21 protein-coding genes are annotated in these 26,657 nt (G+C 64.3%); 3 read left to right on the top strand and 18 right to left on the bottom strand.

The genetic code is table 11. The features are described from left to right. Positions 1–4 precede the first annotated feature (4 nt). The 12 genes from PP4_RS10675 to PP4_RS10620 all read right to left on the bottom strand — a co-directional run bounded on the left by PP4_RS10675 (position 5) and on the right by PP4_RS10620 (position 15,921). Positions 5–1,417 carry an aldehyde dehydrogenase family protein gene (locus PP4_RS10675; protein ID WP_016499189.1) on the bottom strand — a complete coding sequence of 471 codons (1,413 nt, stop codon included), beginning with the start codon at positions 1,415–1,417 and terminating at the stop codon, positions 5–7. Then, the gene (locus PP4_RS10670; protein ID WP_016499188.1) at positions 1,410–2,600 is read right to left on the bottom strand and encodes a pyridoxal phosphate-dependent aminotransferase; all 1,191 of its coding nucleotides are present in this window, start codon (positions 2,598–2,600) and stop codon (positions 1,410–1,412) included. The genes PP4_RS10675 and PP4_RS10670 overlap by 8 nt, the downstream gene beginning before the upstream one ends. A 24-nt stretch (positions 2,601–2,624) precedes the next feature. Then, the gene (gene alr / locus PP4_RS10665; RefSeq protein WP_016499187.1) at positions 2,625–3,854 is read right to left on the bottom strand and encodes an alanine racemase; all 1,230 of its coding nucleotides are present in this window, start codon (positions 3,852–3,854) and stop codon (positions 2,625–2,627) included. Positions 3,855–3,888: 34 nt separating this feature from the next. Further along, on the bottom strand, positions 3,889–5,496 hold the full coding sequence (locus tag PP4_RS10660) for a 5-guanidino-2-oxopentanoate decarboxylase (RefSeq protein WP_016499186.1): 1,608 nt from the start codon (positions 5,494–5,496) through the stop codon (positions 3,889–3,891). Then, positions 5,489–7,606, bottom strand: coding sequence for an acetate--CoA ligase family protein (locus PP4_RS10655; RefSeq protein WP_016499185.1), 2,118 nt, complete (start codon positions 7,604–7,606; stop codon positions 5,489–5,491). Before PP4_RS10655 ends, PP4_RS10660 begins: the two co-directional genes overlap by 8 nt. Positions 7,607–7,623: 17 nt before the next feature. After that, positions 7,624–8,784 carry an acyl-CoA dehydrogenase family protein gene (locus PP4_RS10650; RefSeq protein ID WP_016499184.1) on the bottom strand — a complete coding sequence of 387 codons (1,161 nt, stop codon included), beginning with the start codon at positions 8,782–8,784 and terminating at the stop codon, positions 7,624–7,626. Positions 8,785–8,816: 32 nt separating this feature from the next. Further along, on the bottom strand, positions 8,817–9,611 hold the full coding sequence (locus tag PP4_RS10645; protein ID WP_016499183.1) for an enoyl-CoA hydratase/isomerase family protein: 795 nt from the start codon (positions 9,609–9,611) through the stop codon (positions 8,817–8,819). A gap of 241 nt (positions 9,612–9,852) precedes the next feature. After that, complete coding sequence (locus PP4_RS10640) at positions 9,853–11,259, bottom strand: amino acid permease (protein WP_016499182.1); 1,407 nt, start codon at positions 11,257–11,259, stop codon at positions 9,853–9,855. 196 nt (positions 11,260–11,455) lie between these two features. After that, positions 11,456–13,708: an ATP-binding protein gene (locus PP4_RS10635; RefSeq protein ID WP_016499181.1), complete on the bottom strand. Its 2,253-nt coding sequence runs from the start codon at positions 13,706–13,708 to the stop codon at positions 11,456–11,458. Beyond that, complete coding sequence (locus tag PP4_RS10630; RefSeq protein ID WP_016499180.1) at positions 13,705–14,490, bottom strand: substrate-binding periplasmic protein; 786 nt, start codon at positions 14,488–14,490, stop codon at positions 13,705–13,707. The genes PP4_RS10635 and PP4_RS10630 overlap by 4 nt, the downstream gene beginning before the upstream one ends. Then, positions 14,487–15,203 (bottom strand): response regulator, encoded by a 717-nt coding sequence (locus PP4_RS10625; RefSeq protein ID WP_016499179.1) that lies wholly within the window; start codon positions 15,201–15,203, stop codon positions 14,487–14,489. The genes PP4_RS10630 and PP4_RS10625 overlap by 4 nt, the downstream gene beginning before the upstream one ends. Positions 15,204–15,276: 73 nt before the next feature. After that, the gene (locus PP4_RS10620; RefSeq protein ID WP_016499178.1) at positions 15,277–15,921 is read right to left on the bottom strand and encodes a TetR family transcriptional regulator C-terminal domain-containing protein; all 645 of its coding nucleotides are present in this window, start codon (positions 15,919–15,921) and stop codon (positions 15,277–15,279) included. Between the two features lie 102 nt (positions 15,922–16,023). Between PP4_RS10620 and PP4_RS10615 the strand changes: the two genes are divergently transcribed. Continuing rightward, complete coding sequence (locus PP4_RS10615; protein WP_016499177.1) at positions 16,024–16,770, top strand: enoyl-CoA hydratase-related protein; 747 nt, start codon at positions 16,024–16,026, stop codon at positions 16,768–16,770. A gap of 211 nt (positions 16,771–16,981) precedes the next feature. On the opposite strand, the gene PP4_RS10610 is transcribed toward PP4_RS10615, so the two are convergent. From PP4_RS10610 to PP4_RS10595, 4 genes are all read right to left on the bottom strand, one after another. Then, positions 16,982–18,037: a lipocalin-like domain-containing protein gene (locus PP4_RS10610; protein WP_016499176.1), complete on the bottom strand. Its 1,056-nt coding sequence runs from the start codon at positions 18,035–18,037 to the stop codon at positions 16,982–16,984. Next, positions 18,027–20,480 (bottom strand): ABC transporter permease, encoded by a 2,454-nt coding sequence (locus tag PP4_RS10605; protein ID WP_016499175.1) that lies wholly within the window; start codon positions 20,478–20,480, stop codon positions 18,027–18,029. Before PP4_RS10605 ends, PP4_RS10610 begins: the two co-directional genes overlap by 11 nt. Further along, the gene (locus PP4_RS10600; protein WP_016499174.1) at positions 20,480–21,145 is read right to left on the bottom strand and encodes an ABC transporter ATP-binding protein; all 666 of its coding nucleotides are present in this window, start codon (positions 21,143–21,145) and stop codon (positions 20,480–20,482) included. The genes PP4_RS10605 and PP4_RS10600 overlap by 1 nt, the downstream gene beginning before the upstream one ends. A 123-nt stretch (positions 21,146–21,268) precedes the next feature. After that, positions 21,269–22,129 carry a DMT family transporter gene (locus PP4_RS10595; protein WP_041167683.1) on the bottom strand — a complete coding sequence of 287 codons (861 nt, stop codon included), beginning with the start codon at positions 22,127–22,129 and terminating at the stop codon, positions 21,269–21,271. A gap of 514 nt (positions 22,130–22,643) precedes the next feature. Between PP4_RS10595 and PP4_RS10590 the strand changes: the two genes are divergently transcribed. Continuing rightward, positions 22,644–23,711 carry an aromatic ring-hydroxylating oxygenase subunit alpha gene (locus tag PP4_RS10590; RefSeq protein WP_016499172.1) on the top strand — a complete coding sequence of 356 codons (1,068 nt, stop codon included), beginning with the start codon at positions 22,644–22,646 and terminating at the stop codon, positions 23,709–23,711. 12 nt (positions 23,712–23,723) lie between these two features. Next, entirely contained in the window at positions 23,724–24,674 is a 951-nt protein-coding gene (locus PP4_RS10585; RefSeq protein ID WP_016499171.1) for a PDR/VanB family oxidoreductase, read from the top strand. A 6-nt stretch (positions 24,675–24,680) separates the two neighbouring features. Here the strand turns inward: PP4_RS10585 and PP4_RS10580 are convergent, their stop codons facing one another. Both PP4_RS10580 and PP4_RS10575 read right to left on the bottom strand, forming a co-directional pair. After that, on the bottom strand, positions 24,681–25,394 hold the full coding sequence (locus PP4_RS10580) for a GntR family transcriptional regulator (protein WP_016499170.1): 714 nt from the start codon (positions 25,392–25,394) through the stop codon (positions 24,681–24,683). A gap of 280 nt (positions 25,395–25,674) precedes the next feature. After that, a complete protein-coding gene (locus tag PP4_RS10575; RefSeq protein ID WP_016499057.1) occupies positions 25,675–26,628 on the bottom strand; it encodes an IS110 family transposase in 954 nt (317 codons plus the stop codon). Positions 26,629–26,657 lie beyond the last annotated feature (29 nt).

Here is a 26,657-nt window from a genome sequence, read left to right as displayed (position 1 = left end):
TGGCTCAGCACTGTACGGCTTTCACCTCGACGAACTCCGCCAGGCCCTCTTCGCCCCACTCGCGGCCGTTGCCCGACTGCTTGTAGCCACCGAACGGCGCCTGGTAGTTGAACCCGCCACCGTTGATGAAGCACTGCCCGGCCCGTATCTGCCGCGCCAGCGCAAGGCCATGCTCGCGGCTGCCCGCCCACACTGCGCTGGACAGGCCGAACGGCGAGTCATTGGCCAGCGCCAGCGCCTGGGCCTCGTCGGCGTAGGGGATCAGGCACAGCACCGGGCCGAAGATTTCTTCCTGGGCAATGCGCATGCGGTTGTCGACGTCGGCGAACAACGTGGGCGCCACGTAGAACCCGCGCTCCAAGCCGCCGTGATCGCCACCGCACACCAAGCGCGCGCCCTCCTCCTGGCCCTGGCGAATGTAGTCGAGCACCGTGCGCCGCTGGCCTGCCGAACACATCGGCCCGAGGAAACTGGCCGGGTCACGCGGGTCGCCCATGACCAGCGCGCGGGTTTCGGCCTCGGCGATTTCCAGCGCCTCGGCGTAGCGGCTGGCCGGCAACAGCATGCGGGTCAGTGCCGTGCAGGTCTGCCCCGAGTTGATCATCACGTCCTGCACGCCGTGGCGCACCGCAGCGTGCAGGTCGGCATCGGCGGTAATCAGCAACGGTGATTTGCCACCCAGCTCCAGGCACACCCGCTTCACCGTCGGCGCGGCCGCTTGTGCCACCCGCACCCCGGCACCGGTTGAGCCGGTGAACGACACCATGTCCACCTGCGGGTGCCGGGCGAGGGCTTCACCGACTTTGGCACCTGGGCCGCTGACCAGGTTGAACACCCCTGCCGGCAGGCCGATGGCGTCGATCATTTCGGCCAGCACAAATGCGTGCAGCGGCGTTTCCTGGCTGGGTTTGACCACCACCGTGCACCCGGCAGCCAGGGCCGGCGCCAGCTTGCCGATCATCTGGTGCAGCGGGTAGTTCCACGGGTTGATGAATGCGCACACGCCAACGGCCTCGCGGTACACCAGCGAATTGCCGATTTCGCGCACCTCATCCATCAGCCCGGCCAGTTCGGCGTACTGCGCAAGGCCCACAATCGGGCCTTCGACCTGCACCGCCTGGCACCACTGCACCGGCATGCCCAGCTCGTCGGTAATAACCTCGGCCATTTGCGCCGCACGGTTTTTCAGCTGTGCGGCCAATGCCCGGATGTACCCGGCGCGCACGCTGGACGGCGTGCGCGACCAGCCATCGAAGGCCCGCCGCGCCGCCATCACCGCCCGCTCGACATCGGCCTCGGCGCCCAAGGGTACCCGGCCAATGGCCTGTTCGGTGGCCGGGTCGATCACTTCAGCCATGCCCTGCCCGCTCGGCACCTGCCAGGCGCCATCGATGTACAGCCGCGCATACTCACGCATGGCCGTACTCCCGTTTCAGCTCGTCGGCACAGCGGGCAATGCGCTGGCAGGCATCGACCAGCGCCGCATCACCCAGCACCAGGCCCAGGCGGATATGCCCGGCAGCGCTGGGGCCGAACGCTTCGCCGGCGAGCACCGACACGCCCTGGCGGTCCAGCAGGCGGTCGGCAAAGGCCTGGGCACTTACGCCGGTCTCACGGATATCAACCATCACGAACATGCCACCATCGGGCTTCAGTGCCTTCAGGCCCGGGCAGCCGGCCAGCTGTTCGCACACCAGGTCACGGCGCTGGCGGTAGGCCTCGCGCATGGCGGCCAGCTCGGACAACGGCTGCTCCAGCGCCACCACGGCGGCGTCCTGAATGAAATCGGGCGAGCCATACAACATGCACAGGGCGAGGTTTTCCAGGTGGGCGGCCAGCTCGGCCGAACCCACTACCCAGCCCACCCGCCAGCCGGTCATGGCATGGGACTTCGACAAGCTGTTGAGGGTGGCGGTGCGTTCGGCCATGCCCGGCAGGCTGGCAGGGCTGACATGCTCGCCCTCGTACAGCAATTCGCTGTACACCTCGTCAGAGATCAGCCACAGGTCGTGGGCGATGCACAGTTCGGCCAGTGCTTCCCAGGTAGTACGGGGCAGGCTTGCCCCCGACGGGTTATGCGGGCTGTTCAAGGCCAGCGCGCGGGTGCGCGGGGTGATGCGCTCGGCCACGTCATGCGGGCATACCCGAAAACCGTTTTCCGGCTTGACCGGCACCGGCACCACCTTGGCACCACAGGCACCGAACACCGCCTCATAGGTCACATACATCGGTTCGGCGACAAGCACCTCGTCGCCTGGGTCCAGTACGCACTGGGCCACGCAGTACAGCGCGCACTGGGCCCCTGCCAGCACCGTCACCTGGTCGGCGTCGACGGCCTGGCCGCTACGCAGCTGGTGGCGCCTGGCGATGGCCTGGCGCAGGGCCAGCTTGCCGCGTACATCGGCGTAATGGGTGTGACCCGCCCGCAGGCTGTCGATGGCCGCCTCGACAATCGGCGCGGGGGTGTCGAAGTCCGGGTCCCCCACCGACAGCAGCAGGATGTCCTTGCCCTCGGCCTGCAGCGCCAGGGCGCGGTAGTGGATGTCCCAGGCCGCAGCCCCGTCACCGGCGATGCGTTGGGTAAGCTTGGCGTAGCGCATGGCAATCTCCCTTCTTTGGCGGTTTCAGTCGACGAGGATCTTCGGGTTGGAACTGCCCCACACGGTGTACAGGTCGGCCAGCAGCGCGCCGTTGATTTCTTCCATCTCGGCCTGGGTGATTTCGCCCCCGGCCTGCTTGCCGAACAGCACCACTTCGTTGCCACCCTTCACGTCCGGGAAGTCGGTGACATCGACCATCAGCGTGTTCATCGACACCTTGCCCACCACCGGTATGCGGTGGCCGTTGATCAGCACATGGCCCTTGTTGGTGAACACCCGGCGATAGCCATCGGAATAGCCGACGGTGATGTTGGCCAGGCGCGAATCACGGGCCAGGGTGAAGGTGCGGTCGTAGCCGACGGTGTTGCCGGCCGGGTAACTGTGCACCGCCGCCACGTGCGACTTGAACTGCATGGCGCGTTGGTACTCGGTGCGCGCCGGTACGGTGTCACCGAACAGCGCGCCACCGGTGCGTACCATGTCCAGGCGCGCCTCCGGCACCTCCAGCGTAGCGAACGAGTTGGCGGCGTGCAGGGTGAGCGTGCTGCGGTCGAGCTTCGCGTGCTTGATCAACCAGTCGGTCTGCTCGTTGAAGGCCGCCAGGCCCTTGCGCACATCGTCCTTGTCTTCCACGGCGAAGTGGGTCATCAGCGCGACCAGTTTGAGGTGCTTCTGGTCGGTGATCTGCAGCGCTTCGCCACGGCCGGACCAGGTGGCCATCTCCACCCCGTTGCGGCTCATGCCGCTGGAGTTGAGCGCCATGTGAATGCGCAAGGTCTTGCCATGGCGCGCGGCGACGGCATCGACCTGGCGGGCAAATTCGGCGCTGCCCACCAGCTCTTCCATGTCGTACTGCAAGGCATCTTCCAGCTCGCTGAGGCTGGCCAGGCGTACCCGCACCAGTTGCCCGGTGAAGCCACTGGCGCGGACCACGCGGGCCTCCTCGTTGCTGGCCACCGCCACGCAGGGCACGCCCTGGGCGATGATCGATGGCATTACCAGGCCGATACCGTGGCCATAGGCATCGGCCTTGAGCACGGCGCACAGCTTGGACTTGCCGGCCAGCTCGGCCTGCAGGGTGCGGATGTTGTGCTGCAGAGCGCTGGCGCTGACTTCGACCCAGGCGTTGCTGTTTTGCACGGTCAGGGCGTTTGTACCGTTGTCCATCGACAGCGGGGGGGCGGCATACAGTGGGGCTTGGCCGGTGATCAGCAGGGCCAGGGATGCGGCCAGAAGTGTACGGCGAAATGGCATGTAGGTTTCTCTTGTTCTTTTGGTTTGTGCGCCCTTAACAGACGCAGGTGTGTTTGAGTTCGATGAAGGTCACGCCGGGTGTGGCGAAACCGCTGGCCAGGTCGGCCTGCAGCGCGTCCAGGTCACGCGGCTGGCGCACCGCGCAACCAAAGGCACGGGCCAGGCCGATGAAGTCCGGGTTACGCGGCAGCACGCCGACGGGCTCGATGTTCAGGCCGAGCATGTCATCGCGGATCTGCCCGAGGGCGTCGTTGTTCCACAGCAGCACCACCAACGGCCGGTCCAGTTCCTCTACAGCCGTGGCCAGCTCCTGGGCGGTATAAAGGAAACCGCCGTCGCCTACCAGCACCAGGCCTGGGCGATGGTCGGTGGCAAGCATGCCGCCGATACCGGCCGGCAGGCCGTAGCCGAGTGTGCCGTAGCCGGTAGGATGCAGCCAGCTGCGCGGCGCCCGGCTGGCGAAGGCGTAGTTGCCGGTGTAGGCCAGTTGGGTCATGTCGCTGCTGATGAACGCATTGTCGGGCAGCACGGCGGCAATGCGGTCCAGAATCGCCTGATGGGTGGCCTGCAACGGTGTATGCCCATTACGAATGGCCTGGCGCAGGTTGCTCACCGCTTCGCTGGCCTGGGCCGGGTCTCGATCGAGTGCTGGCAGGTGTTCGAGCAAGCCGGCCAGGGTTTGCCGGGCATCACCTTGCAAGGCAATGGCACAGGGGTAGAAGTCGTTGAACTTGCGCGAGTCGATGTCCACGCGCAGCAGCTCGCCAGTGATCGGCAGGCGCTCGCGCCAGAAGTCGGTATCGGCCATTTCGGTGCCCACGGCAAGCACCACATCAGCCTCGCTGATCAGCCGCCAGCCAGGTTCCACGCACAGGCTGGAACCGGCATTCAGGGGCGCCTGCGGCGGCAGCAGGCCCTTGCCGGCCACGCTGGTGAATACCGGTGCCGCCAGCCGGGTGCTCAACTGCGCCAGTTGCTCGGCCGCGTGCAGCGCACCGCCACCCGCGATGATCATCGGACGCTTGGCCGCTGCCAGCTTCAGGGCAGCCTGGTCGAGGGTTTCGCGGCACGGCTGGCCACGCTCGGGGCGGCGCGCCACCTCATCGCTCCAGTCACGGCTGACGGGTGCGGCCAGCACGTCCAGCGGCACCGAAATGTGCACCGGGCGCGGCCGTTCACTGTCGAACACGGCCCAGGCACGGGCGATCAGCTCGGGCAGGTCATCGCCGCGCAACGCCACGGCCGAAAACGCGGTGATCGGCGCAGTCATGGCGCGCTGGTCCTGGGTTTCATGCAGGCAGCCCCAGCCTTTGCCCAGGCTGGCGGTATGGTTGACGCTGGAAATCACCAGCATCGGGATGGAGTCAGCATAGGCCTGGCCGATGGCGGTGGCGGCGTTTGTCACCCCCGGGCCGGTGATGACAAAGCACACCCCCGGCTTGCCGCTCACCCGCGCATAGCCGTCAGCCATGAAGCCTGCGCCCTGCTCGTGGCGGGTCAGCACATGGCGGATACCACTCCCCGGCAGGCCGCGGTACAGCTCCAGGGTGTGCACCCCGGGGATGCCGAACACGGTTTGCACGCCGTAGTTGGCCAACAGGCGCACCAGCGCCTGGCCGGCAGTCAGGGTAAGGTCATTCATGTCGTTCTCCTTGCGCCTGGCCGAGGCGGATCAGCGCGTCGACCGCGGTGGTGCCGTGGGCACCGACCATCAATGGGTTCACATCAAGCTCCAACAGCTGCCCGGCGTTTTCGCAGGCGTAATCGGCCACCGCACGGATAGCTGCAACCAGTGCGTCGAGGTCGGCGGCCGGGCGGCCACGGAAGCCTTGCAGCAGGCTGGCACTGCGCAGGTTCAGCAGTGCGGCGCGGATGGCGCTGTCGGTGGTGGGCAACAACAGGCTGACACTGTCCTTGAGCAGTTCGACCAGCACGCCGCCGGCACCGATCACCAAGGCCAGGGCAAAGTCGTGTTCACGTTTGATGCCCACTATCAGCTCGGCCAGCGGGGGCTCGGCCATGGGTTCGAGCAGTACCTGATCGAACGCGACGTGCGGGGCGTAGGCAGCGATGCGCTGGCGCATCTGCACCAGTGCGGCTTCCAGGGCGGCGGCATCACGCAGGTTCAACGCCACCGCACCGGCCTCGGTCTTGTGCGGCAGCTGTTCGCTGACCGCCTTCAGTACCAGCGGGTAACCCACGCAGGCGGCGTCTGCCACGGCGCGCTCGGGCGTACTCAGCACGCCCGCTGGCACCGGCAAACCGAAGGCGCGCAGGGCGTGCTTGGCTTGCCATTCGTCCAGCAACCGGCTTTCGCCCGTGAGGGCTTGGGGGCACAGCGGTACCCGTGCGGCCTCGCCTTGCTCCAGCAACCGCCGGCGGTTGCGCTGGTAGGCGACAATGCGGCCCCAGGCCGCCAGGCCGTCTTCCACGCCCTGCAGCGCAGCAATGCCCCGGGCATGCAGGCGCTCACGCGCACTGGCGGGCAGAAGCTCCGGGAAAGCGGAGGTGACAAAACCGATCTTGCCGTGACGCTCCAGCGCGTCGCAGTACAGCGCCAGCAGCAGGTCGCACTCCTTGCGTTCGCCAGTGAAGGCCGCCGGGTAGTCCAGCACCAGCATGGCGGCATCAGCTGCCCCGCTCAGGGTGCTGTCAAGCATGCGTTGCAGGGCCGCTTCATCGCCCCAGATGGCAGTAGTGAAATCCAGCGGGTTGACCAGGTTGGCATAGGCCGGCAGCACTTCGGCCAACTGCGCCACCTGCCCTTGTCCCAGTTTCGGCAGACTCAACTGGTTGCGTTCGGCATAGTCGGCGATCAGGCCAGCATCGCCGCCTGAGCAGGCCAGCGCGATCAGTTCCCCATTTGCCGGCAAGCGCCCGCAAGCGGCGGCCTTGAGCGTTTCGACAAAGCTCACCGGGCCGCTGACGCGGATCACGCCCAGGCGCTGGAACAGGCTGTCGTACAAGGCATCGGAGCCGGACAACGAGCTGGTGTGGCTCAGCGCCAGTTCAGCGCCGATCTGCGACACGCCCGTCTTCAGGGCAATGACCGGTGTACCCTGCTGCAATGCCTTGTAGGCTGCGCGTGCAAAGCCCGGCACGTTCTTCAAGCCTTCCAGGTGCAGCCCGATGGCCGTTACCCGTGGGTCGTCGAGCAGCACGTCCATCAGCTCGGCCACGCCCAATTGCGCCTGGTTGCCGACCGAGGCCATATAGGCCACCGGCAGCGAGCGGTCGCTCATGGACAGGTTGTAGGCGAAGTTGCCGCTCTGGGTCAGGATCGCCACGCCCTTCTCCACCCGCTTGCCGCCATGGGCCACCGGCCACAGGGCGGCACCGTGCAGGTAATCGAGCAGGCCATAGCAGTTGGGGCCGAGCAGGGCCATGTTGCCGGCCGCAGCGAGCAGGCGCTGCTGCAACTGGCGGCCCTCTTCGCCGCTTTCGGCAAAGCCGGAGGCATAGCAGATGGCACCACCGGCGCCACGCGCGGCCAGCTCGGCAACGCACTGCAAGGTCAGCTCACGGTGGGTGGCGATGAACACCGCGTCCGGGGGGTAAGGCAAGTCGGCCACGCGGGCAACGCAAGGGATACCTTCCAGGCTTTCATGCTGCGGGTTGACCAGCCACAGCTCGCCGCCGTAGCCACCTTCGGCGCAGCGCTTGAGCGCCCGCGCCATGCTGCGCCCACCAACGAAGGCCAGGTGCCGGGGCGCCAGCAGGCGCTTGAGGTTGTCACGAATCGATTGCGACATGGGTGTTCTCCTGGCGCTCAGCGCAGCAGCGGGCGCAGCAGTTCGCGGGCGATGATGTGCCGCTGGATTTCCGAGGTGCCCTCCCAGATACGCTCGATACGCGCGTTGCGCCAGATGCGCTCGACCGGCCCTTCGTCCATCAGGCCCATGCCGCCGAAGATCTGCACGGCTTCGTCGGCCACCTTGCCCAGCACTTCGCTGGCAAACAGCTTGGCCATGCCGGCTTCACCGTCGGTCATGCTGCCCTGGTCCATCTTCCAGGCCGTGTGCAGCGTGAGCATTTCGGCGGCGCGAATCTGTGTGGCCATGTCGGCCAGCTTGAACGACACGCCCTGGTAGCTGCCGATGGCCTGGCCGAACTGCTTGCGGTCGGCGGCCCACTGCAGCGACAGGTCGAGGGCGCGCTGGGCTTGGCCCACGCAGTTGGCCGCGACCATCACCCGGCCGGCGGTAAGCCAGGCGTTGGCCACTTCCCAGCCCTTGCCGACTTCGCCCAGCACCTTGCTGGCCGGCACCCGGCAGTCGTCGAAGAACAGCTCGTAGGTGTGGTAGCCACGGTTGCTCACGCACTTGGGGCCGCGGCGGATGGTCATGCCCGGTGTGCCGCGGTCCACCAGCAGCGCCGTGACCGCATTGCGCTTGCGCCCGTTGTGCTCGTAAGTGTCGGTGACCGCGAAGACAATCGCGAAATCGGCGTGGCCGGCGTGGCTGATGAAGTGCTTGCTGCCGTTGATGACAAAGTCATCGCCCTGGCGCACGGCGCGAGTCTTGATGGCGTTGGCATCGGAACCGGCACCCGGTTCGGTGAGGGCGAAGCAGTCGGTTTTCTCGCCCTGCACACAAGGCAGCAGGTAGTCGTTGATCTGCTCGTCCTTGCAGGCCATGAGGATTTTCGACGGGCGTGCGACAAACACGTGCAGCGCCCAGGACACCTTGGACAGCTCACGTTCGATCAGCGCCTGGGACAGATAGTCCAGGCCACCGCCGCCGACTTCCTCAGGCATGTTGAAGGCATAGAACCCGGCGGCGATGGCCTTGCCACGGATGTGCGCGGCCAGCTCTGGCGACACGGCATCGGCGCGGTCCACCGCTTCCTCATGGGGCAGCAACTCTTTGGCAGCAAAGCTGCGTACCGCTTCCACCAACATTTCTTGTTCTTGGGTCAGTTGGAAATTCATCTGCGAAGGTCCTGGTCAGGGTCGGTATCGGGTTACTGGCCGGTGAAACGGGGGGCGCGGCGTTCAACCGAGGCTTGCAGCGCCTCGGCGCCATCCTGGCTGCGGCCGCACAGCAGGCCGGCGTGGCGCTCGGCCTCCAGCTGCTCGGCCAAGGTGCGGCGGGCGCCGTCGCGGATCAGCTGCTTGGTCTGCGCATAGGCGAACGTCGGGCCATTGGCCAGGCGCCCGGCCAGCTCGGCCGCCACGGCGGGCAGTTGCTCGTCGGCGCAGACTTCGCTGACCAGCCCGGCCGCCAAGGCACGCTCGGCGCCCCACAGTTCATCGAGGAACAACAAGCGCTTGGCCTGCTCGCTGCCGATCAGCCGTGGCAAGTGCCAGCTGGCGCCGGCATCGGGGCTGTAGCCCATGCTGGTGTAACCAGCCTTGAAGCGCGCAGAAGCGGCGGCGATACGCAGGTCGCAGCACAGGCTGAGGTCCATGCCCCCGCCCACGGCGGTGCCGTTGATGGCGGCGAGGGTGGGCTTGTCGAGGCTGTGCAGGCGCAACATCAGGGCGTGGGCGGTTTCGGTCCAGCCGTAGCTTTCCAGGGTGCCCGCGGCTTCGGCGGCAGCCCATTCGGCCAGGTCGGCGCCTGCGCAGAAGCTGCGGCCGCTGCCGGTAATCACCACCACGCGTACGGCCAGGTCGCTGTTGTGGCTTTCGAGCAAGGCGTGCAGTTGCTTGAGGGTGGGAATGTCCAGCGCGTTGCGTTGCTCGGGGCGGTTGAGGGTGATCCAGGCAACGCCGGCTTCGACTTTGCTCAACAGTGACGACGACGGGGTGGTCATGGGGGGCCTCGGTGTTGTTGTGATGGTTTTGGGAGGGCTTGATGAGGGAGATACTAAACGAGTGTTCAACAAGGCGGGATGGGCTGTTACAACTTCGCACAACTCGGTTTTTGCTGTTACGCGGGTTTCTTTAGGCATTGCATTTTCGTTGCCTGTGAGATCGAGCGCCGCCCGCGCGGCGCTCGATCTCACAGACAATAAAAATGCTTCGCCGAACACTTACAACCAACGCCCAACGGCATCAAACGCCAGGCGCGCTCGGCTCAAAGGCACCCTGCCGGCGGCGATTGACGAAGAAGTACGCCGCGTAGCACAGGGCAATAAAGCCAAAGCCCCAGTACAGCGACGGCCGCTGGGTTTCATCCAGTGCCAGGAACACAAACAGCGAGCTGCACAGGGTGATGCACAGCAGCGGCACCAGTGGGTACAGCGGCGCCCTGTACTTCAGGTCCTGCAGTTGCCCACCTTCACGCAGGTAGGCCTTGCGGAAGCGGTACTGCGCCAGGGCGATGACGATCCAGGTCACGGTGCCGGACATGCCGCTCACCGCCATCAGCACCATGAACAGGGTGTCGGCGGCAATGAAGCTGGTCATAAGCGACACCAAGGCAAAGCACAGGGTGATGCTCAGCGCCCGCAGCGGTACGCCGCGCTTGCTCAGCGGCGCCAGGCTTTTCGGCGCCATGCCGCTCTTGGACATCGCCCACAGAATGCGCGTAGACGCATACAGCCCAGAGTTGCCCACCGACAGGATGGCGGTGAGGATGACGAAGTTCATCACGTCGGCAGCAAAGGGAATGCCGACCATGTCGAACACCTGCACGAAGGGGCTTTCCATCAGGCCGGCCTGCTCGAACGGCACAATGGCCGACAGCACGGCAATCGCCAGCACGTAGAAAATCAGCACACGGAACACCACATTGCGCACCGCCCGCGGGATGCTCTTTTCCGGGTGCTCGGTTTCACCGGCCGCCACGCCCATGATTTCACAGCCCTGGAACGCATAGACCACGGTCATCATCACCGCGAACACCGCCGACAGGCCGTGGGGGAACAGCGACTCGCCCACCAGGTTGTCCAGCATCGGCGCCGGTGCCCCGCTGCTCAGCGGGATGGCGCCAAAAATCACCAGCAGGCCAATGATGATAAAACCAAGGATGGTCGCCACCTTGATGCCCGAGAACCAGTACTCGGCCTCGCCAAAAGCGCGAGTGGCCAGGGCGTTGAGGCCGAACAGCACGACCACGAACAGTGCCGACCAGTACCAGATCGGCACCTCGGGGAACCAGCGGGTCATCAGCATGCCGGCAGCGGTGAACTCCAGGCCCACGGTAGTGGCCCAGCTCATCCAGTACACCCAGCCGATCATGAAGCCGGTGGCCGGGCCGATGAACTTCGTGGCGTGGGCCTGGAACGAGCCGGACACCGGCATCTGCACCGACAGTTCACCCAGGCAGACCATCACCAGGTACATCAGCAAGCCGGCCACCAGGTACGCCAGGATCGCGCCCACCGGCCCGCCCTGGTTGATGGTCACGCCCGAACCCATGAACAGGCCGGTGCCGATCACCCCGCCCAGCGACAGCATGAAGATGTGCCGGCTTTTCAGGGCGCGGGTGAGCTGGATTTTTTCGTGGTTGTCAGTCATGGCGCACCTCGCCATTGCGGCAGGTGCGGGGGGCGGTACGAAGGAGGGGCTGAGCGCTACGGCATGTCATTATTCTTGTCTCCAATAAGCCTCATGGACCGCGTGCAACACGGTTGCCATGGATTATTGGAAACGGATGTAAGGTGCCGTTGTACGAACGGATCGAAGATGTAAAAAGTCGTAAGATTTTTGTACGTCAGCTCTGGATCAACTGTTCCAGGGTCGCACGGGCCTGGCCGAGCTGGTTTGCCAGTGGCTCGGCAAGTGCGTTCAGCGCCTGCCCGTCATGCTGGCGGGCTGCGTCTTCCAGGCGTCGCAACAGCGCAGCAAGGCCAGAAAAACCCAGGGAATCGCAACTGCCGGCCAGGCGATGGGCCAGGTGCAGCACTTCGGTAAAGTCCTGGGCCGGCAGCGCCTCGGCCAACCCCGTGGCGTGCTGTTCCAGTGACTGGTGCAACACCTTCAGCAGGCCTTGCAGCTTCTGCTCGCCCAGCAGCGAGCGGTGGGTGGCCAGCAGCGACCAGTCCATGTTCGCGTCAATACCGGCCTCTTCAGTCGGCTTCGCGTCGGCCAGCGCCTGGCGCAGGTTGGCCAGCCGCAGAGGCTTGGCCAGCACACCTTGCATGCCGGCTTCCAGGTAACCCGACACTTGCCCCGGTTGCACGCCAGCAGTCAGCGCCACTATCCGGCTGTAGTGGTTTGGCCCGGGGGTGGCCCGAAGCTGCCGGCAAAGTTCCACCCCGCTCATGCCGGGCAGGTGAACGTCGAGCAGGATCAGGTCGAAGCGCCGCTGAGCGCACAGCTGCAGGGCCTGCCCGGCATCCTCGGCAAAGCTCACCCGGTGGCCATCGCGCACCAGCAGGCTGCCCGCCACCTCACGGTTCAGCGCGACGTCCTCGACCACCAGGATATCCAGGCTGGCGCTGACCGAGTGGGCCGGGGTATTGGCCGCAACGGGCTGCCCAAGGGCGATGTCGAGTTCGAACCAGAAGCAGCTGCCCTGCCCTTGCACACTGTCCAGGCCAATGCAGCCCCCCAGCTTTTCCACCAGGTGCTTGCAGATCGCCAGGCCCAGACCGGTGCCGCCGTAGCGGCGGGCCACGGCTTCGCTGGCCTGGACGAAGCGGTCGAAGATTTTTGCCTGTACAGCCGGCTCGATGCCGATGCCATTGTCACTGACAGACAGCCGCAGGCGCTGCGTGGTCGCATCGCTGGCCAGCACCTGTACCTTGAGCCGCACCTGGCCGTGCTCGGTGAATTTGATGGCATTGGCCAGCAGGTTGCTGAGCACCTGACGCAGGTACTGCTCGGCGCCGTGCTGGTAACCGGCCAACTGCTCATCAACCTCCAGATGCAGTGTGTCGCCGTTGTCCGCAGCCATGGGTTCGAGCAGCGCCAGCACTTCCTGGCACAATTGGCGCAGCGAAAAGCCGACCAGCTCGGCGCGGCTCTCCCCTTCTTCGAGCCGGGCGAAGTACAGCACTTCGTTGAGAATTGCCAACAGCCCCTCGCCGGCCTTGTACAAGGCTTCCAGGCGCTGACGGTCGGCTGCATCCAGCCGGCCACCGCGTAGCAGCTCGGCCATGCCCAGGATACCGTTGAGCGGGGTGCGCAGCTCGTGGCTCATGGTTGCCAGAAAGCGCGACTTGGCCAGGTTGGCGGCCTCGGCGTCATCCTTGGCCCGGGCCAGGCTGGCGGTACGTCGCTCGACCATGGCCTGCAGTTCGTCGCGCTTGTCTTGCAACGCCAGGCGGTCGCGCTCGCGGCGTTCAATGTCGCTGAGAATGGCGCGGCGCATATCGTCCAGGGCATTGGCCACCGTGTCGATTTCGTCAGGGCGCGATGAACGGCGGCGCCCCAGGCGCAACGGTTCCTGCCATTGGCCGGCGCCAATACGCCGGGCGAACTCGGCCATCACTTGCAGATGGCGGGTGACCAGGCGATAGAACAGCCCCGACAGCGCCACTGCAAGGCCGCACAGGAACACCCCCATCCACAGCAGGCTGGCAAGGCCGGTGGCATACAACCGATGGTGCACCGCCCCCAGGTCGATACTCACTTCCAGCTCACCCAGGTGCCTGGCGGGGCCCGAGGGGGGCTGATAATCCAGGGGGAAGCGCTCGATGCGCAGCGGCCCCTTGGGTTCGGCCTCCCCTCGCAGCAGTTGAAAATCGTCGCTAACCAAGCGCACCCGGGCCACGTCGGAAAAATCCACCAGGCCGCGCAATTGCGTATCGAGCTGCGCCTCGTCGAGGTCCCACAGGCTGCGCTCCAGGCTGGCGAGGTAGCCGGCGCGGATCAACGCCATGCGTGCCTCGATGTCGCGCATCTCGCGGCGGTATTCGAAATACAGCTGCACGCTACTGGCCAGAACGGTAAAGCACAGGCTGAACAACAGGATGAACCGAAGCAGGCGGCGCAGCAGGCCATCGGTGTGCAGGCGAATCATCGGGCATCCGCCGGCAGGTTGATCATGTCGCGGTAGGTGACCTCGCTCTGCTCCAGCCAGCGCGTGATCTCGCCAGCCTGGTTCATGCGCCGCAACTGCGCGTCTATTTCATCCATGTGCTGGCTCAGGGGTGATTGCCGCGACACGGCAACGCGCAGGTAGTCCACACTCAGCGCGCTGGGCAATACGCGGATGTCCTGCGCGCCTGGCAGGTGCTCGATGAACAGTTGACCGGTGCGCCGCTCCTGGATCACGTAGTCGATGCGCCCGCGGATCAGCTTGCCGAAGTTCTGCTGGCTGGAAGACACCCGCTCGATGTTCTGATGCCGGGCGACGAAGCGGTCGAATTCGGCGCCGTAGCTTTCGCCGTACAACAGGCCGCCGCGGTAACCGGCCAGGTCCTCCAACTGCTGAAACTGCACTGGCCATTTGCGGTTGTAGAACACAGCCACTTCCTCGCGCACTACCGGCTCCGTGGAAAAATGCATGCGCTGGTCACGTTGGTCGCTGTTGTAGGCCAGCACCACGTCTACCCGCCCGGCGGCAGCGTCCATCAGGCAGCGCTTCCAGTTACCCAGCACCACGGTCTGCACGTCGTAGCCCATGCGTGCGAACAGTTCGCGCACCACGGTTGGCGCCAGGCCACGCACCTGGTGGCCGTCGCTCCAGGACATCGGCGGGTACACCGGGTAATCGCAATAGCGCACCGTCTGTGCCGCACCGGCCGGCACACTGAGCAACGCCAGCGCCATCCCCCAGGCACGGCGGGCGCGGTGGGTCATGCGGCCACGCTGGCAGTGAACAGGTAGCCGGTGCCGTGAATGGTGATGATCAGTTGCGGCTCGGCCGGGTCATCGTGCAGCTTGCGCCGCAGGCGGCCGACCAGCACGTCGATGGAGCGATCGTTGGGCACCCACTCGCGGTTGCGAATCTGGTCCATCAGCTGGTCGCGGCTCAGGGTATGGCCGCTGTTGCGCAGGAACACGCTGAGCAACTGGAACTCACCGTGGGTCAGCAGGGTTTGCCCGCCGCGTGGGTCGATCAGGCGACGGCGGTCGGTGTCCAGCGCCCAGTCGGCAAACTGCTTCAGCGACTGAGCGCAGGCCGGTGCCGGGTGCACTTCGCGGGCATGGCGCACGCGGCGGATCAGGTTTTTGGCGCGTGATACCAGCTCGCGGGGGTTGAGCGGTTTGATCACGTAGTCGTCGGCGCCGCATTCCAGGCCGACAATGCGGTCGATGTCGTCGTTGCGGCCGGTGATGAGGATGATGCCCACCTCCGAGCGCACCCGCAGCTCGCGGGTCAGGGTGAGGCCGTCCTTTCCGGGCAAGCGGATGTCCAGCAGCACCAGGTCGACATCCTGGCTGCCAAGCAGGGCTTCGGCCTTTTCTGCCGTGTCGGCACAGTGAACGTCGTAGCCTTCCTGGGACAGATAGGCCTGCAGCAAGTCACGAATAAGCGGATCGTCATCGACGATCAATACCCGAGGCGTCATTGCGTGTTGTCTCTTTTTATTGGTGTTGTTCTACACACTCGCGCCAGCAGCGTACTCGTTACTGAACAGACGATCAACAGCCCTCGGGCAGGCTGAAGCGCCGCCGACCACCGGCCTGCAGGCCATCGACCCAGGCCTCGCAGATAATCACGCCCTGCTCGGGGGTGAAGGTGCCGGGGTTGAGCCCCGACTCCAGCCACAGGCCATCGAGCAGGGCACTAAGGCTGATGGCCGCGAGGTCGGCATCGAAGCCCTGCCAGCCCTCCTGCGTGGCCAACTCGGCCAGCAACCGGCTCAGCTCCTTGCGGTACTCGCCATAGGAATGATCATGCACCTGGTTGATCGCATCGGCCGTCTTGACCGCGCCCCAGAAGGCCAGCCAGGCGTCGAGCAGCTGCGGGTCGAGCAACTCTGCGCAAAACGAGGCGCGGAAAAACGCCGACAGCCGCTCCCGGGCATTGGGCGCGGCCTGCGCCATGGCTTCACGCAGCAGCCCCATCACCCGCCCGGTGACGGCCAGGTAGGCTTCGGCAACCAGCTCGTCCTTGCCAGCGTAGTGGTGGCTGATCAGCCCGACCGAGACCCCGGCCTCGGCCGAAATCTTGCGGATCGAAGCCCCTTGGAATCCGTGGCGTTTGAGGCACACCAGAGTCGCTTCGACCAGGTTGGCCTTGCGCAATTCCGGCAGCATGCGGTGGTAGCGGGCTTCCTGGCTCATCAAGGGTTCTCGGTTCAGGGGCTGGACTGAACGACTGTACAACAAGCCGGACTGCGTGATAAACCCTTGGCACACGTACCCACAACAACAAAAGCGGCTGCCATGAACGACCCGATCACACGCGAGCTGGACCAAGGCCTGCTGACCCTGGCCTTCAACCGCGCGGACAAGCTCAACGCCCTGAACACCGCCATGTACCAGCAACTGGGCGACCTGCTGCTGGCAGCGGGTGAAGACCCTGGCGTCGATGCCATTATCATCACCGGTGGCGCCCACTGCTTCACCGCTGGCAACGACCTGCGCGACTTCCTCGACAACCCGCCCACTGACCTGGACAGCCCGGTGTTCCGCCTGATGCGGGTGGTCATGGGGCTGGACAAGCCGCTGATCGCGGCAGTCAGTGGCGCAGCAATCGGCATCGGCGCCACCTTGCTCCTGCATTGTGACCAGGTGCTGGTCAGCCGCTCGACCAAGCTGCGCATGCCTTTCGCACCGTTGGGGGTGTGCCCGGAGTTTGGCTCCAGCCTGTTGCTGCCACGCTTGCTTGGCCAGGCCCGCGCCGCCGGCCTGCTGCTGGGTAACGCGTTGCTGGATGGCGAACAGGCGGTTGCCTGGGGGCTGGCCAATGAGCTGCATGAAGATGGCGAAGAGTGCCTGGCCGCAGCGCGCAAGCTGGCACGGCAGCTGCAAACTTACCCGCAGGCGGCGCTGCGCATCAGCAAGCGGCTGATGAAGGACAGTCAGCGGGCGGAGCTGGAGGCCACGGTGGTGCGGGAAAGCCAGTTGTTCATCGAGTGCTTGCGCACCGAAGAAGCACGCGCCGTGTTACGGCGGCTGATCAAAGATTGAAACGATGACGCGCCCCTTGTGGGCGCGACTGTGTTGCTCAAACCTTTCAAGTTCGCGCGGTACCTGTGGGAGCGGGCATGCCCGCGAACACGGGCATAGCCCGTGCCATCCACCGAGCAGACTGCTTCGCGGGCTTGCCCGCTCCCACAAGTACCGCGCAGGTTTGGGCCATGCTGTATTTGTGGGTGCATGATCGCGGGAATGTGTTGCACTAGTACCCGGTCATCTCCAGATACCCGCGCCCACCGGCATTCCCGCTCAACCGCACCGGCCCTTCCCAGTACGGGAACCGTGTGTCCATCCAGGCCTGTGGTTCCACCGCCTCGACCTGCACATCCACCCCATGCGCCGGCACCTGCACCCGCCAGCGCGTCGGTACCTGTTTGCCATTCTTCTGCTCGGCCCAGGCCAGGGCCTGCAACTGAACCTGCGCGCCTTGCAGCGCTACCACTTCACCTTGCGGGCCAACCCACGTGCCGGCGCGGTAGGCATCGCCCTCGGCCTGACGCACCTGGAACAACATCAGCCTGGCGCCACTGTCCAGGTGCAGGGAAAACCAGTCCCACCCCGTTTGCCCGGCCGCCAGCGGCTGGCTGCTCCATTCCCGGTCCAGCCAGGCCTGGCCGGTGACCGCGATGCACATGCCTCCACGCTCTACCTCCCCGTGCACACGGTAAAACGGCTGGCTGTAATAGTAAGAGGCCTGCCCCTTGCCGGATTTCTCGCTGTAACCCTGGTCGCCGTGCAGCACCAGGGGGCGATCACTGCGCAAACGCAAGTCGTAGCGAAAACCTTCGCCACCGGCAGCCATTTGCAGGCTTTCGATGCCCGCCCTGCCCTGCAACGACCAATCATTGATCCAGGCACGGAACGGCTGGGCCTGCACGCCGGCCTGGCCGATACCGCCGCGCGCCAGGGTTTCGCCAGACTGGTGACCACCCGGCCCGGTCAGGGCCGCGTGCCCCATCCACAGGTTGGGGCTGTTCCAGTCGGTGGTTTCAGGGCCGGGGCGCAGGGCCGAGCGGAACAGGGTCCACTGGGCGCCCCAGTCACGCCCCTGGGCGTCCTTGAGGTTGGCAGTGACGTACCACCATTCGATGCGAAAGCCATCGTGTGCGCCATGGTCACGCGGGAATTCCAGGCGATGCGCGCGGGCCACCTGGTTGAAACCGTCCGCCTGCTGCCCCAACCCGGCATAGCTTGGTGGCGCCGGCGGGTCACAAGCGCATAGCAGGCCGCATAGCAACAGCAAGGCGTTACGCTTCATCGGTAAACGGCCTCAACAGTTCGCGGGGCTGGCGGCGCGCCAGTTGCCACAACGGCCAGGCGCTGGCCAACAGGCTGGTGAACAACCCCAAGGCGGCCAGTTGCAGCAGCTGCACGGGGAATACGTAAAGCGGCAGGCGCCAGCCGAACGCCTGCACGTTGACCACCGCCACCAGGCACCATGCCAGCAACACCCCCAACGGGATTGCCAGCAGTACCGTGAAACTGCTCAGCATCAGTGTCTGCCCCAAGCTCAGCCACACCAGTTGGCTGCGCTGCACACCCAACGCCCACAGGGGCGCCAGCTGGCTCAGCCGCGTCTGGCCCAGCGTCAGCAGGTTGATGAACAGCGCCACCCCGGCCACGCCAAGCGTGAGGCTGTTGAGCGCGGCAGTGGCGGCAAAGGTGCGGTTGAACACCTCGGTAGACCAGCGTTTCAGGCGCGCCTGCTCCACTACGCGGCTGTCGTCCAAGGCGAAGTGCTGCTGCAACGCTGCCTTGATGACGGGCAATTGTTCAGCGGGCAGATCAACGCTCAACCCGGTCAGCGTGGCCTGCGGCCATTGCTTGCGCAACCAGCTGGCATTGACCAGCACGTGCCCCTTGGGGTTACCGTAATCGGCATAGATCCCCACCACTGTCATCGCCTCTGAAGGCAGCGCCAGGCGGTCGCCCAGTTGCACCCTCAGGCGCCTGGCCAGCTGTTCGCTGAGCATCACCGCATGCCCGCCGGCCAACGCTTCCCAGGCGTGAGGCTTCTCCTGCAGCAACGGCCAACGCTTCAGGTATCCCGGGTGATCGACGATGCCCTGAAGCTGCACCGGCCAGCCCTGCAACTGCGTTTCTACGCGCCAGCCGGGCAGCACCACACTGGCTGCCGATTGCTGCCCTAGCCATTGCGCAATTTCCAGACCTTGGGCTGTATCCCGAGGGCTGACGTACAGGTCGGCAGACAGGCGCAGGTCCAGCCAGCCGACAAAGGTCTTGCGAAAGCCTTCGGTCATGCTGCCCACGCCGACACTGGCAGCCAGCGCCAGCAACAGTGCCATCAGCGCCAAACTCAGTGCCGGCAGTTGCTGGCGGCTATCGGCGACGAACCATTGCGCCAAAGGCCGCCGGCAATACCGCGTCAGCAAGGCCAGAGCCCGGTCGAGCAAGGCCGGCAACAACAGCGCCGCCGCCAGCAACAGCCCAGCAAGCATGGCAAACGCGCTGGCCAGGCGGTTACCCAGCACGCCACAGCCCAAGGCCAGCAGCAACAGGACGCCCGCTATGCAAGCCTGGCGCCTCAACCATGGCCCCTGCGCCAGCCGCCAAGCCTGAGGCTGCGCCAACGCCAGCAATGGCAACCGGGCTGCACGTAACACACTGCCCAGCCCTGCCAGCAATGCCCCCAGCACACTCACAAGCAGCCCCACCAGCCACCACCACGCGGGCAGGCTCAGGGTACCGGCAACCTGGGCGCCGTACAGGCCGCGCAAACTGGCTGCCACATCGGGCAACAACCACGCGGCCAGCACATACCCGCTGGCCACACCGGCCAGCCCGCCCAGGACGGCGAACAGACCCAGCTCCAGCATCAAGGCGCACAGCAGGGTGTTCAAGCTGACGCCACAGGCGCGCAGATTGCGGATCAACCCACGCCGCTGTTCTAGCGCCAGACCGATTGCGGCATGGGCGATAAACAGGCCCACGACGAACGCCAGCAGGCCGAGAGCAGTCAGGTTGAGGTGAAAGCTGTCAGTCAGCCGCTGCAACCCGCCGTCGTCCTGTTGCGGTTGCAGTTCGAGGTAAACCGCAATATCAGCAGGCAGCGGCCCTGGCTTGCCGGCCACCAGCAATCGCGACAACTGCTCAGGCGCGTGCAGCAACCGCTGGGCATGGCCGATATCGACCACGATCACCCCAGGCGCCAATGCAGGCTGCAGGATCATGGGGGGTAGCAATTGCCCTTCGCTGTCGCGCACCGCTGCCCCCCGCTCTGCGCCCAGTTGCCGCAAGGTGTCTGGCCCCGCCCACGCTTGCCCGGGCGTGCCGATGAACGCTTGCACATCGAATGCTTGCGGCTGCACACCGGCAATGCTGCTGGCCGGCGGCAGGCTCAAAGGTTCGATGCCCAACAGGCGCACACTGCGCGCGGGCTCCCCAGGCAAACGCAAGCGCCCTTCCAGCACGGGCGTTACTGGCCAACCCTGCTTGCGCAATTGCACGTAAAGCCCTTGGTCGAAGCGCTCACCGTTGCGCGGCACCAGCTGCGCCTGCAGCGGCCCGGCCAGCACGGCACTGGCGCGGGCGTAGTCGCTGCGTGCCTGGCTGTTCAGCGCCTGCACGCCCGTCCACAGCGCCGTGGCCAGCCACAGCCCGGTGAAGATGCTGAAAAACTGCACACGATGGCGCCGCCAATGGCTGAACAACGCCAACAGGGCCAGCGACAAAAGCCTCATCACCCCGACTCTGGCTGAACGTGACCGGCCTGCAGCTGGCAACGCCGCTGCAAGCGTGCCGCCAGCCGGGGGCTGTGGGTCACCATCAGCACACCGCTGCCGGCCTCGGCGACCAGTTGCAGCAACAGGCTCAGCACCTCGTCGCTGCTGGCTTCGTCAAGGCTGCCGGTGGGTTCGTCGGCCAGCAGCCAGGCCGGGCGCCCAGCCAGGGCGCGGCCGATGGCGACCCGTTGCTGCTGGCCACCGGACAACTGCTCAGGGTAGCGCGCCAGCAAACCTGCCAAGCCCAACTGCTCTGACAGGTAACCCACCCATTGTGGGTCATGCCTGCCAGCCAGCCTGGCCTGAAAGGCGAGGTTCGCCGCCACGTCCAGGCTACTGATAAGGTTATATTGCTGGAACACCAGGCCAATCCCCTCCCGCCGCCACTGCGCGAGCGACGCCTCGGAACGGCCGTCGAGCGGGACGTCGTCGATCAGGATGCGGCCGCTGTCGGCACGGTCCAGGCCGGCAATCAAGTGCAGCAACGTGCTCTTGCCGCTGCCCGACTCCCCCATCAGCGCCAGGCTGCTACCGCGTGGCAGGCGCAGGTCCACCCCCTGCAGGACAGGGAGCGGGCCTTGGGGGGTGGGGAATGATTTGTGGAGCTGTTCGATGGCGAGCATCGACGGGCCTTTATGGTGTGCGTCTGCTTAGTAATAGCAGGTCCGAACCGCAGGGGTGTACAGTCATCCCCGTCGCAGTTATGTTTTCTTCCCTCCGTGATTCATCTTGGGTTGACGTAGCGCCTACAGCAGATGCAGCACTACCGCGCCTAGCAGAACGAAACTCACGCCCAACAACTGCCCTGCCGTTAAACGCTCTTTATAGAACACATAGCCGAGCATGGCCGCCACACCGCCAGAAAGCGTACTAATAACCGTTACAACGGCAATCGAACCCTCAACCACCCCAAATGAAAACGCTGCGAAACCACCCAGATTGAAAAGACTGGCACCGCTCAAGGCGCCGTAATCTTTTAAGGTCAAATTGGTACCCCCTCGAAAATTACGATACATAAGCAACAGAAACAGAGCGCCCACGCAGTAGTTCAACCAGAGCATGTTGACTGGGCCTACAGCGGGCAGCGCATATTTACCTTGAACCCAGAAACTGAAGCCGTAAAAACCAGCTGCCAGCAGCGCAAAAACAATTGCCTGCCCCTCGCGTCGGTTTAAGCGAGACGCGGGATTGCTGTGCCCCAGGCCCACAGCCATCACACCAAATGCGCAGATGGCGATCCCAATCAACTGATAGGCAGTCAAGCGTTCACCCCCTGCCCAAGCCAAGATTGTTGTGACGATGCCGTAGGACGTGACCACTGGCGCAACAATTGCGGTGCGTCCCTCGGTTAACGCCTTGGCCAGGGAGAGAGCGCCGAGTAGCGTCAACACCGCCGCGACAAGACAGAGGATCACGGATTCTACACTGACTGCGACAATCGAATTGAGGCTGCTTGATTGCAAAGCAAAAATACTCAGAATCACCAGTCCCAATACCTGGCTGTAGAGCACTGAACGCCTGATACCAAGTGACCTGCCATTTACGCTCACCAAATAATCTGTAGCCCCCCAACATAAGGCTGCCACCAAGCCCATTACCACATCCACTTCGACACCCCTTTGTTGTATTTAGCGGGCCTCACTTCGCGTACACCTATTATGTTTGCGACCACTTCATTCAATAAGCCGCTTGATGGCGCTGTCAATGGCGTGTATTGCAACTAAGCGTGACGAGAGTCATCACGTAGGAATCATCTGATCTTAGAAAGATCCTTTAGCCTACAAGAAATCGAACAATGCTTAGGTCACTTATGTCATCTACATAACTCGCAATCAAATGACACAGGCGCCGCCGGTGTTCGCGGGCAAGCCTGCTTCTACAGAGGGTGGGTCAGCCCTTGCCTCTTGACCTAGGCACACGTCCACCTGCCTTCAAGACCTGCCGCTGAAACCGCACCATCTCCTACCGACAGTGACCTGACGAATTGGCACCAATGGATCCATTGGTGCGTTCGATAACCGCACATGACTCGCCATTTTTATGCGGAATGTGTTGACCTCGCTCCAACACCAAAGCTCTAATGGATCCATTAAATAAAAACAAAACCCTGGAGAGCCCCCCATGTACCCCAAAAACACCTGGTACGTCGCCTGCACCCCCGACGAGATAGCCGCCAAGCCCCTTGGCCGGCAGATCTGCGGCGAGAAGATCGTGTTCTACCGCGCCCAAGAGAACAAAGTGGCCGCCGTCGAGGACTTCTGCCCCCACCGTGGCGCGCCGTTGTCGTTGGGCTATGTCGAGGACGGCAACCTGGTGTGTGGCTACCACGGCCTGGTCATGGGTTGCGACGGCAAGACCGTCTCGATGCCGGGGCAGCGGGTGCGTGGCTTTCCCTGCAACAAGACCTTTGCTGCCGTCGAACGCTATGGCTTCATCTGGGTCTGGCCCGGCGACCAGGCACAAGCCGACCCGGCGCTGATCCCGCACCTTGAATGGGCGGTGAATGATGGGTGGGCATACGGCGGCGGGCTGTTCCACATTGGTTGTGACTACCGGCTGATGATCGACAACCTGATGGACCTCACCCACGAAACCTACGTGCATGCCTCCAGCATCGGCCAGAAGGAAATCGACGAGGCGCCGCCAGTCACCACCGTCACCGGCGACGAGGTGGTTACCTCCCGGCACATGGAAAACATCATGGCCCCGCCCTTCTGGCGCATGGCCCTGCGTGGCAACGGCCTGGCCGACGACGTGCCGGTGGATCGCTGGCAGATCTGCCGCTTCACTCCGCCCAGCCATGTGCTGATCGAAGTGGGCGTAGCCCATGCCGGCAAGGGTGGCTACCACGCCGAGGCCCAGCACAAGGCGTCGAGCATCGTGGTGGATTTCATCACCCCGGAAACCGACACCTCCATCTGGTACTTCTGGGGCATGGCACGCAACTTCGCCGCCCACGACCAGACCCTGACCGACAACATTCGTGAGGGCCAGGGCAAGATTTTCAGCGAAGACCTGGAGATGCTGGAACGCCAGCAACAGAACCTGCTGGCCTACCCCGAGCGCAACCTGCTGAAGCTGAACATCGATGCTGGCGGCGTGCAGTCGCGCAAGGTGCTGGAGCGGATCATCGCCAAAGAGCGTGCGCCGCAACCGCAACTGATCGCTACCAGCGCCACCCCTGCCTGAGGAACAGCCGACATGATCGATGCCGTAGTGGTGTCCCGTAACGATGAAGCGCAAGGTATTTGCAGCTTCGAGCTGGCGGCAGCGGATGGCAGCCTGCTGCCGCCGTTCAGCGCTGGCGCGCATATCGACGTGCACTTGCCCGATGGGCTGGTGCGCCAGTATTCGCTGTGCAATCACCCCGAAGAGCGCCACCGCTACCTGATTGGCGTGCTCAACGATCCGGCCTCGCGGGGCGGCTCACGCAGCCTGCATGAGCAGGTGCAGGCCGGTGCACGGCTGCGCATCAGCGCGCCGCGCAACCTGTTCCCGCTGGCCGAGGGCGCGCAGCGCAGCCTGCTGTTTGCCGGTGGCATCGGCATTACCCCGATCTTGTGCATGGCCGAGCATCTGTCCTACAGCGGACATGATTTCGAGCTGCACTACTGTGCCCGCTCCAGCGAGCGTGCAGCCTTTGTCGAGCGCATTCGCAACGCGCCGTTCGCTGATCGCATGTTCGTGCATTTTGACGAGCAACCGGAGACCGCACTGGATATCGCCCAGGTGCTGGGCAACCCGCAAGAGGATGTGCACCTTTATGTATGCGGGCCCGGCGGGTTCATGCAGCATGTGCTGGCCAGCGCCAGGGGGCTGGGCTGGCAAGAGGCCAACTTGCACCGCGAGTATTTTGCTGCGGCGCCAGTGGATGCCAGCAACGATGGCAGTTTCTCGGTGCAGGTGGGCAGCACGGGGCAAGTATTCGAGGTGCCAGCCGATCAGACCGTGGTGCAGGTGCTGGAACAGCACGGTATCGAGATTGCAATGTCGTGCGAGCAGGGTATTTGCGGCACCTGCCTGACCCGCGTGCTGCAGGGCACGCCGGACCACCGCGACATGTTCCTCACCGAAGAGGAGCAGGCGCTGAACGATCAGTTCACGCCCTGCTGCTCGCGCTCGAAAACGCCGTTGCTGGTGCTGGATATCTGAGCCGGTTTACGACGAGGGCAGGATAACCTTCATGCCCGCGTCTGGCGTTGCCCCGCCAAAGGTCTCGGCGTAGCGCAGGGTGGCATTGGCGTGCTCGCGCATGATCGCTTCGGCGCGGGCACCCTGGCGGTTGCTCAGGGCGTCGAACACCGCGTGGTGCTGCATATGGGCGAAGTTGAAGCGCCGGTATTCGCGGGCCAGGTCATGGCGGTCCACCGCCAGTGCGGTGACCGACGCGAACGGCAGGTGGTCGTTGCGCGCCAGGGCATCGGCGATGGCCGGGTTGTTGCTGGCTTCGATGATCACCTGGTGAAAGCGCATGTTCAGGTCGTGGTAGGCCTGCAGGTCTTCTTCGGTCACGAAGCCCTTGTCGAACAGCTGGTCGCCATCGACCAGACACTGTTGCAGCGCCGCACGTGCTGGCGCTGACAAGCCACGCTCTGCGGCCTGGCGAGCGGCCAACCCCTCCAGTACGCCGCGTACCTCGACCGCGCCAGCGATATCATCGGCGCTGACCGAGCGCACCTGAAACCCCCGGCCGCCAAAGCGCACCAGCAGGCCTTCCTGCTCAAGGGTACGAAACGCCATGCGCACCGGCATGCGTGAGACGCCGAACAGTTCGGCGGTAGGAACTTCCATCAGGCGCTCGCCGGCCGCCAGCTCGCCCGAGGCGATCATCTTGCGCAGCGCAACCAGCACCATTTGACCGGGTTTGCTCATCCAGGCTACTTCCAGGGGCATGAGCGGGCATCTTAGCGCAAGCCGAGGGGTTGCTGCAGGCCTGTTCGGAGTGCACCCCACAAGGCTGAGAAAGATGTGTTTGCGGGTTCACCCGCGAAGCAGGCAACGCTGTGCCTGGCACCGCCTTCGCCGGTGTTCGCGGGCATGCCCGCTCCCACAGTGATTGCACTGACTTTCAGGTGTTGCGCAAGGACAGTTGTCCCACAGGTACTGCATAAACCTGAAGCCTGCGCGGTACCTGTGGGAGATTCTATGGTTTTCAGCAAGGCGCTTTCCCACCCTTGGTGACATATTCGTCCTGATTCTTCATCAGGGCGAATGCCACTCGTGCAAGCTTCCTGGCCAGGATTACCAACGCCTGGGTTGTTGCTTTACCCGCATTGCGATGTTGTTCGTAGATCCCTTTCCAAGTGGCCGTCCGGCTGGCTGACATCGCCGCGTTATGCAGCAGGCGACGGATTTCTGAGCAGCCTCGCTTGGTAAGGCGACGACGTCCATTCTTCTGCCCAGAATCAATCACTCGTAGATCCATTCCCAGGAATGCAATGTACGAATCACTGCTCTTGAACTCGCCCCGCATAAAAGCCATTACCAAGGCAGTGGCCGTGAGAAACCCAATACCCTCTACCGCCTGGCAGCGAGCAACTTGCTCGTGCAGCCCTGCTTCGCGCAGCACTTCTTTAATTTTCTTTTGGATCAACAAATCCAGCCGGTCTATCGATTTTACAAAGGTTGTGAAGGCGGCTTTCAAAAGGGCTTCATTAGCCCAGCTCTGGGTCATCGCCGTGCGGGCAGTCACCAAGGCCGCTCGGCGTCGCAGAAGGCTCTGAAGCTTGCCGTAGACGGCGGGAGGGGGAGTCCAAGGGCGGAGGTCTTCCCCCTCGTTTCTCAAAAATCGGGACAACAACCGAGCATCAGTGGGGTCCGTTTTTACCCGCACACCCACGCTTTTGCGGTAGTTGCTCAGTTGGAATCCATCAATGACATAGACCTCGAAACCCAGGCTATGGGCCAGCTCAACCAAGTCCAGGTGGTAAACATTGGTCGCCTCAACAGCAATTGCCGTGTTGAGAGGCTGTTGCTTCAGCCATTTCTTGATTTCCGGTTTGGTATTTTTCACCTTGATGATCTCGTCGCGATCATCGTGATGAATCACTAATTCTGCTTTCGCGACATCCGCACCCACGATCAATTTGCCAACCTGCATTGCCACGGGAGCCTCCTCACGTTATGGTTTTTTGG

It is taken from the genome of Pseudomonas putida NBRC 14164 (assembly GCF_000412675.1).
Lineage (GTDB): Bacteria > Pseudomonadota > Gammaproteobacteria > Pseudomonadales > Pseudomonadaceae > Aquipseudomonas > Aquipseudomonas putida.
The sequence above is the reverse complement of the archived record's forward strand: the minus strand, read 5'-3'. Positions and strand labels throughout refer to the sequence as shown.

Excerpts from the sequence above, each read along its gene's own strand:
- PP4_RS10625 (WP_016499179.1), bottom strand. The coding sequence starts at position 15,203 with ATGACGCCTCGGGTATTGATCGTCGATGACGATCCGCTTATTCGTGAC.
- PP4_RS10650 (WP_016499184.1), bottom strand. The coding sequence starts at position 8,784 with ATGAATTTCCAACTGACCCAAGAACAAGAAATGTTGGTGGAAGCGGTA.
- alr (WP_016499187.1), bottom strand. The coding sequence starts at position 3,854 with ATGCCATTTCGCCGTACACTTCTGGCCGCATCCCTGGCCCTGCTGATC.
- PP4_RS10605 (WP_016499175.1), bottom strand. The coding sequence starts at position 20,480 with ATGAGGCTTTTGTCGCTGGCCCTGTTGGCGTTGTTCAGCCATTGGCGG.
- PP4_RS10635 (WP_016499181.1), bottom strand. The coding sequence starts at position 13,708 with ATGATTCGCCTGCACACCGATGGCCTGCTGCGCCGCCTGCTTCGGTTC.
- PP4_RS10620 (WP_016499178.1), bottom strand. The coding sequence starts at position 15,921 with ATGAGCCAGGAAGCCCGCTACCACCGCATGCTGCCGGAATTGCGCAAG.
- PP4_RS10600 (WP_016499174.1), bottom strand. The coding sequence starts at position 21,145 with ATGCTCGCCATCGAACAGCTCCACAAATCATTCCCCACCCCCCAAGGC.
- PP4_RS10675 (WP_016499189.1), bottom strand. The coding sequence starts at position 1,417 with ATGCGTGAGTATGCGCGGCTGTACATCGATGGCGCCTGGCAGGTGCCG.
- PP4_RS10640 (WP_016499182.1), bottom strand. The coding sequence starts at position 11,259 with ATGACTGACAACCACGAAAAAATCCAGCTCACCCGCGCCCTGAAAAGC.
- PP4_RS10655 (WP_016499185.1), bottom strand. The coding sequence starts at position 7,606 with ATGTCGCAATCGATTCGTGACAACCTCAAGCGCCTGCTGGCGCCCCGG.
- PP4_RS10590 (WP_016499172.1), top strand. The coding sequence starts at position 22,644 with ATGTACCCCAAAAACACCTGGTACGTCGCCTGCACCCCCGACGAGATA.
- PP4_RS10615 (WP_016499177.1), top strand. The coding sequence starts at position 16,024 with ATGAACGACCCGATCACACGCGAGCTGGACCAAGGCCTGCTGACCCTG.
- PP4_RS10610 (WP_016499176.1), bottom strand. The coding sequence starts at position 18,037 with ATGAAGCGTAACGCCTTGCTGTTGCTATGCGGCCTGCTATGCGCTTGT.
- PP4_RS10660 (WP_016499186.1), bottom strand. The coding sequence starts at position 5,496 with ATGAATGACCTTACCCTGACTGCCGGCCAGGCGCTGGTGCGCCTGTTG.
- PP4_RS10580 (WP_016499170.1), bottom strand. The coding sequence starts at position 25,394 with ATGAGCAAACCCGGTCAAATGGTGCTGGTTGCGCTGCGCAAGATGATC.
- PP4_RS10645 (WP_016499183.1), bottom strand. The coding sequence starts at position 9,611 with ATGACCACCCCGTCGTCGTCACTGTTGAGCAAAGTCGAAGCCGGCGTT.
- PP4_RS10670 (WP_016499188.1), bottom strand. The coding sequence starts at position 2,600 with ATGCGCTACGCCAAGCTTACCCAACGCATCGCCGGTGACGGGGCTGCG.
- PP4_RS10630 (WP_016499180.1), bottom strand. The coding sequence starts at position 14,490 with ATGACCCACCGCGCCCGCCGTGCCTGGGGGATGGCGCTGGCGTTGCTC.
- PP4_RS10585 (WP_016499171.1), top strand. The coding sequence starts at position 23,724 with ATGATCGATGCCGTAGTGGTGTCCCGTAACGATGAAGCGCAAGGTATT.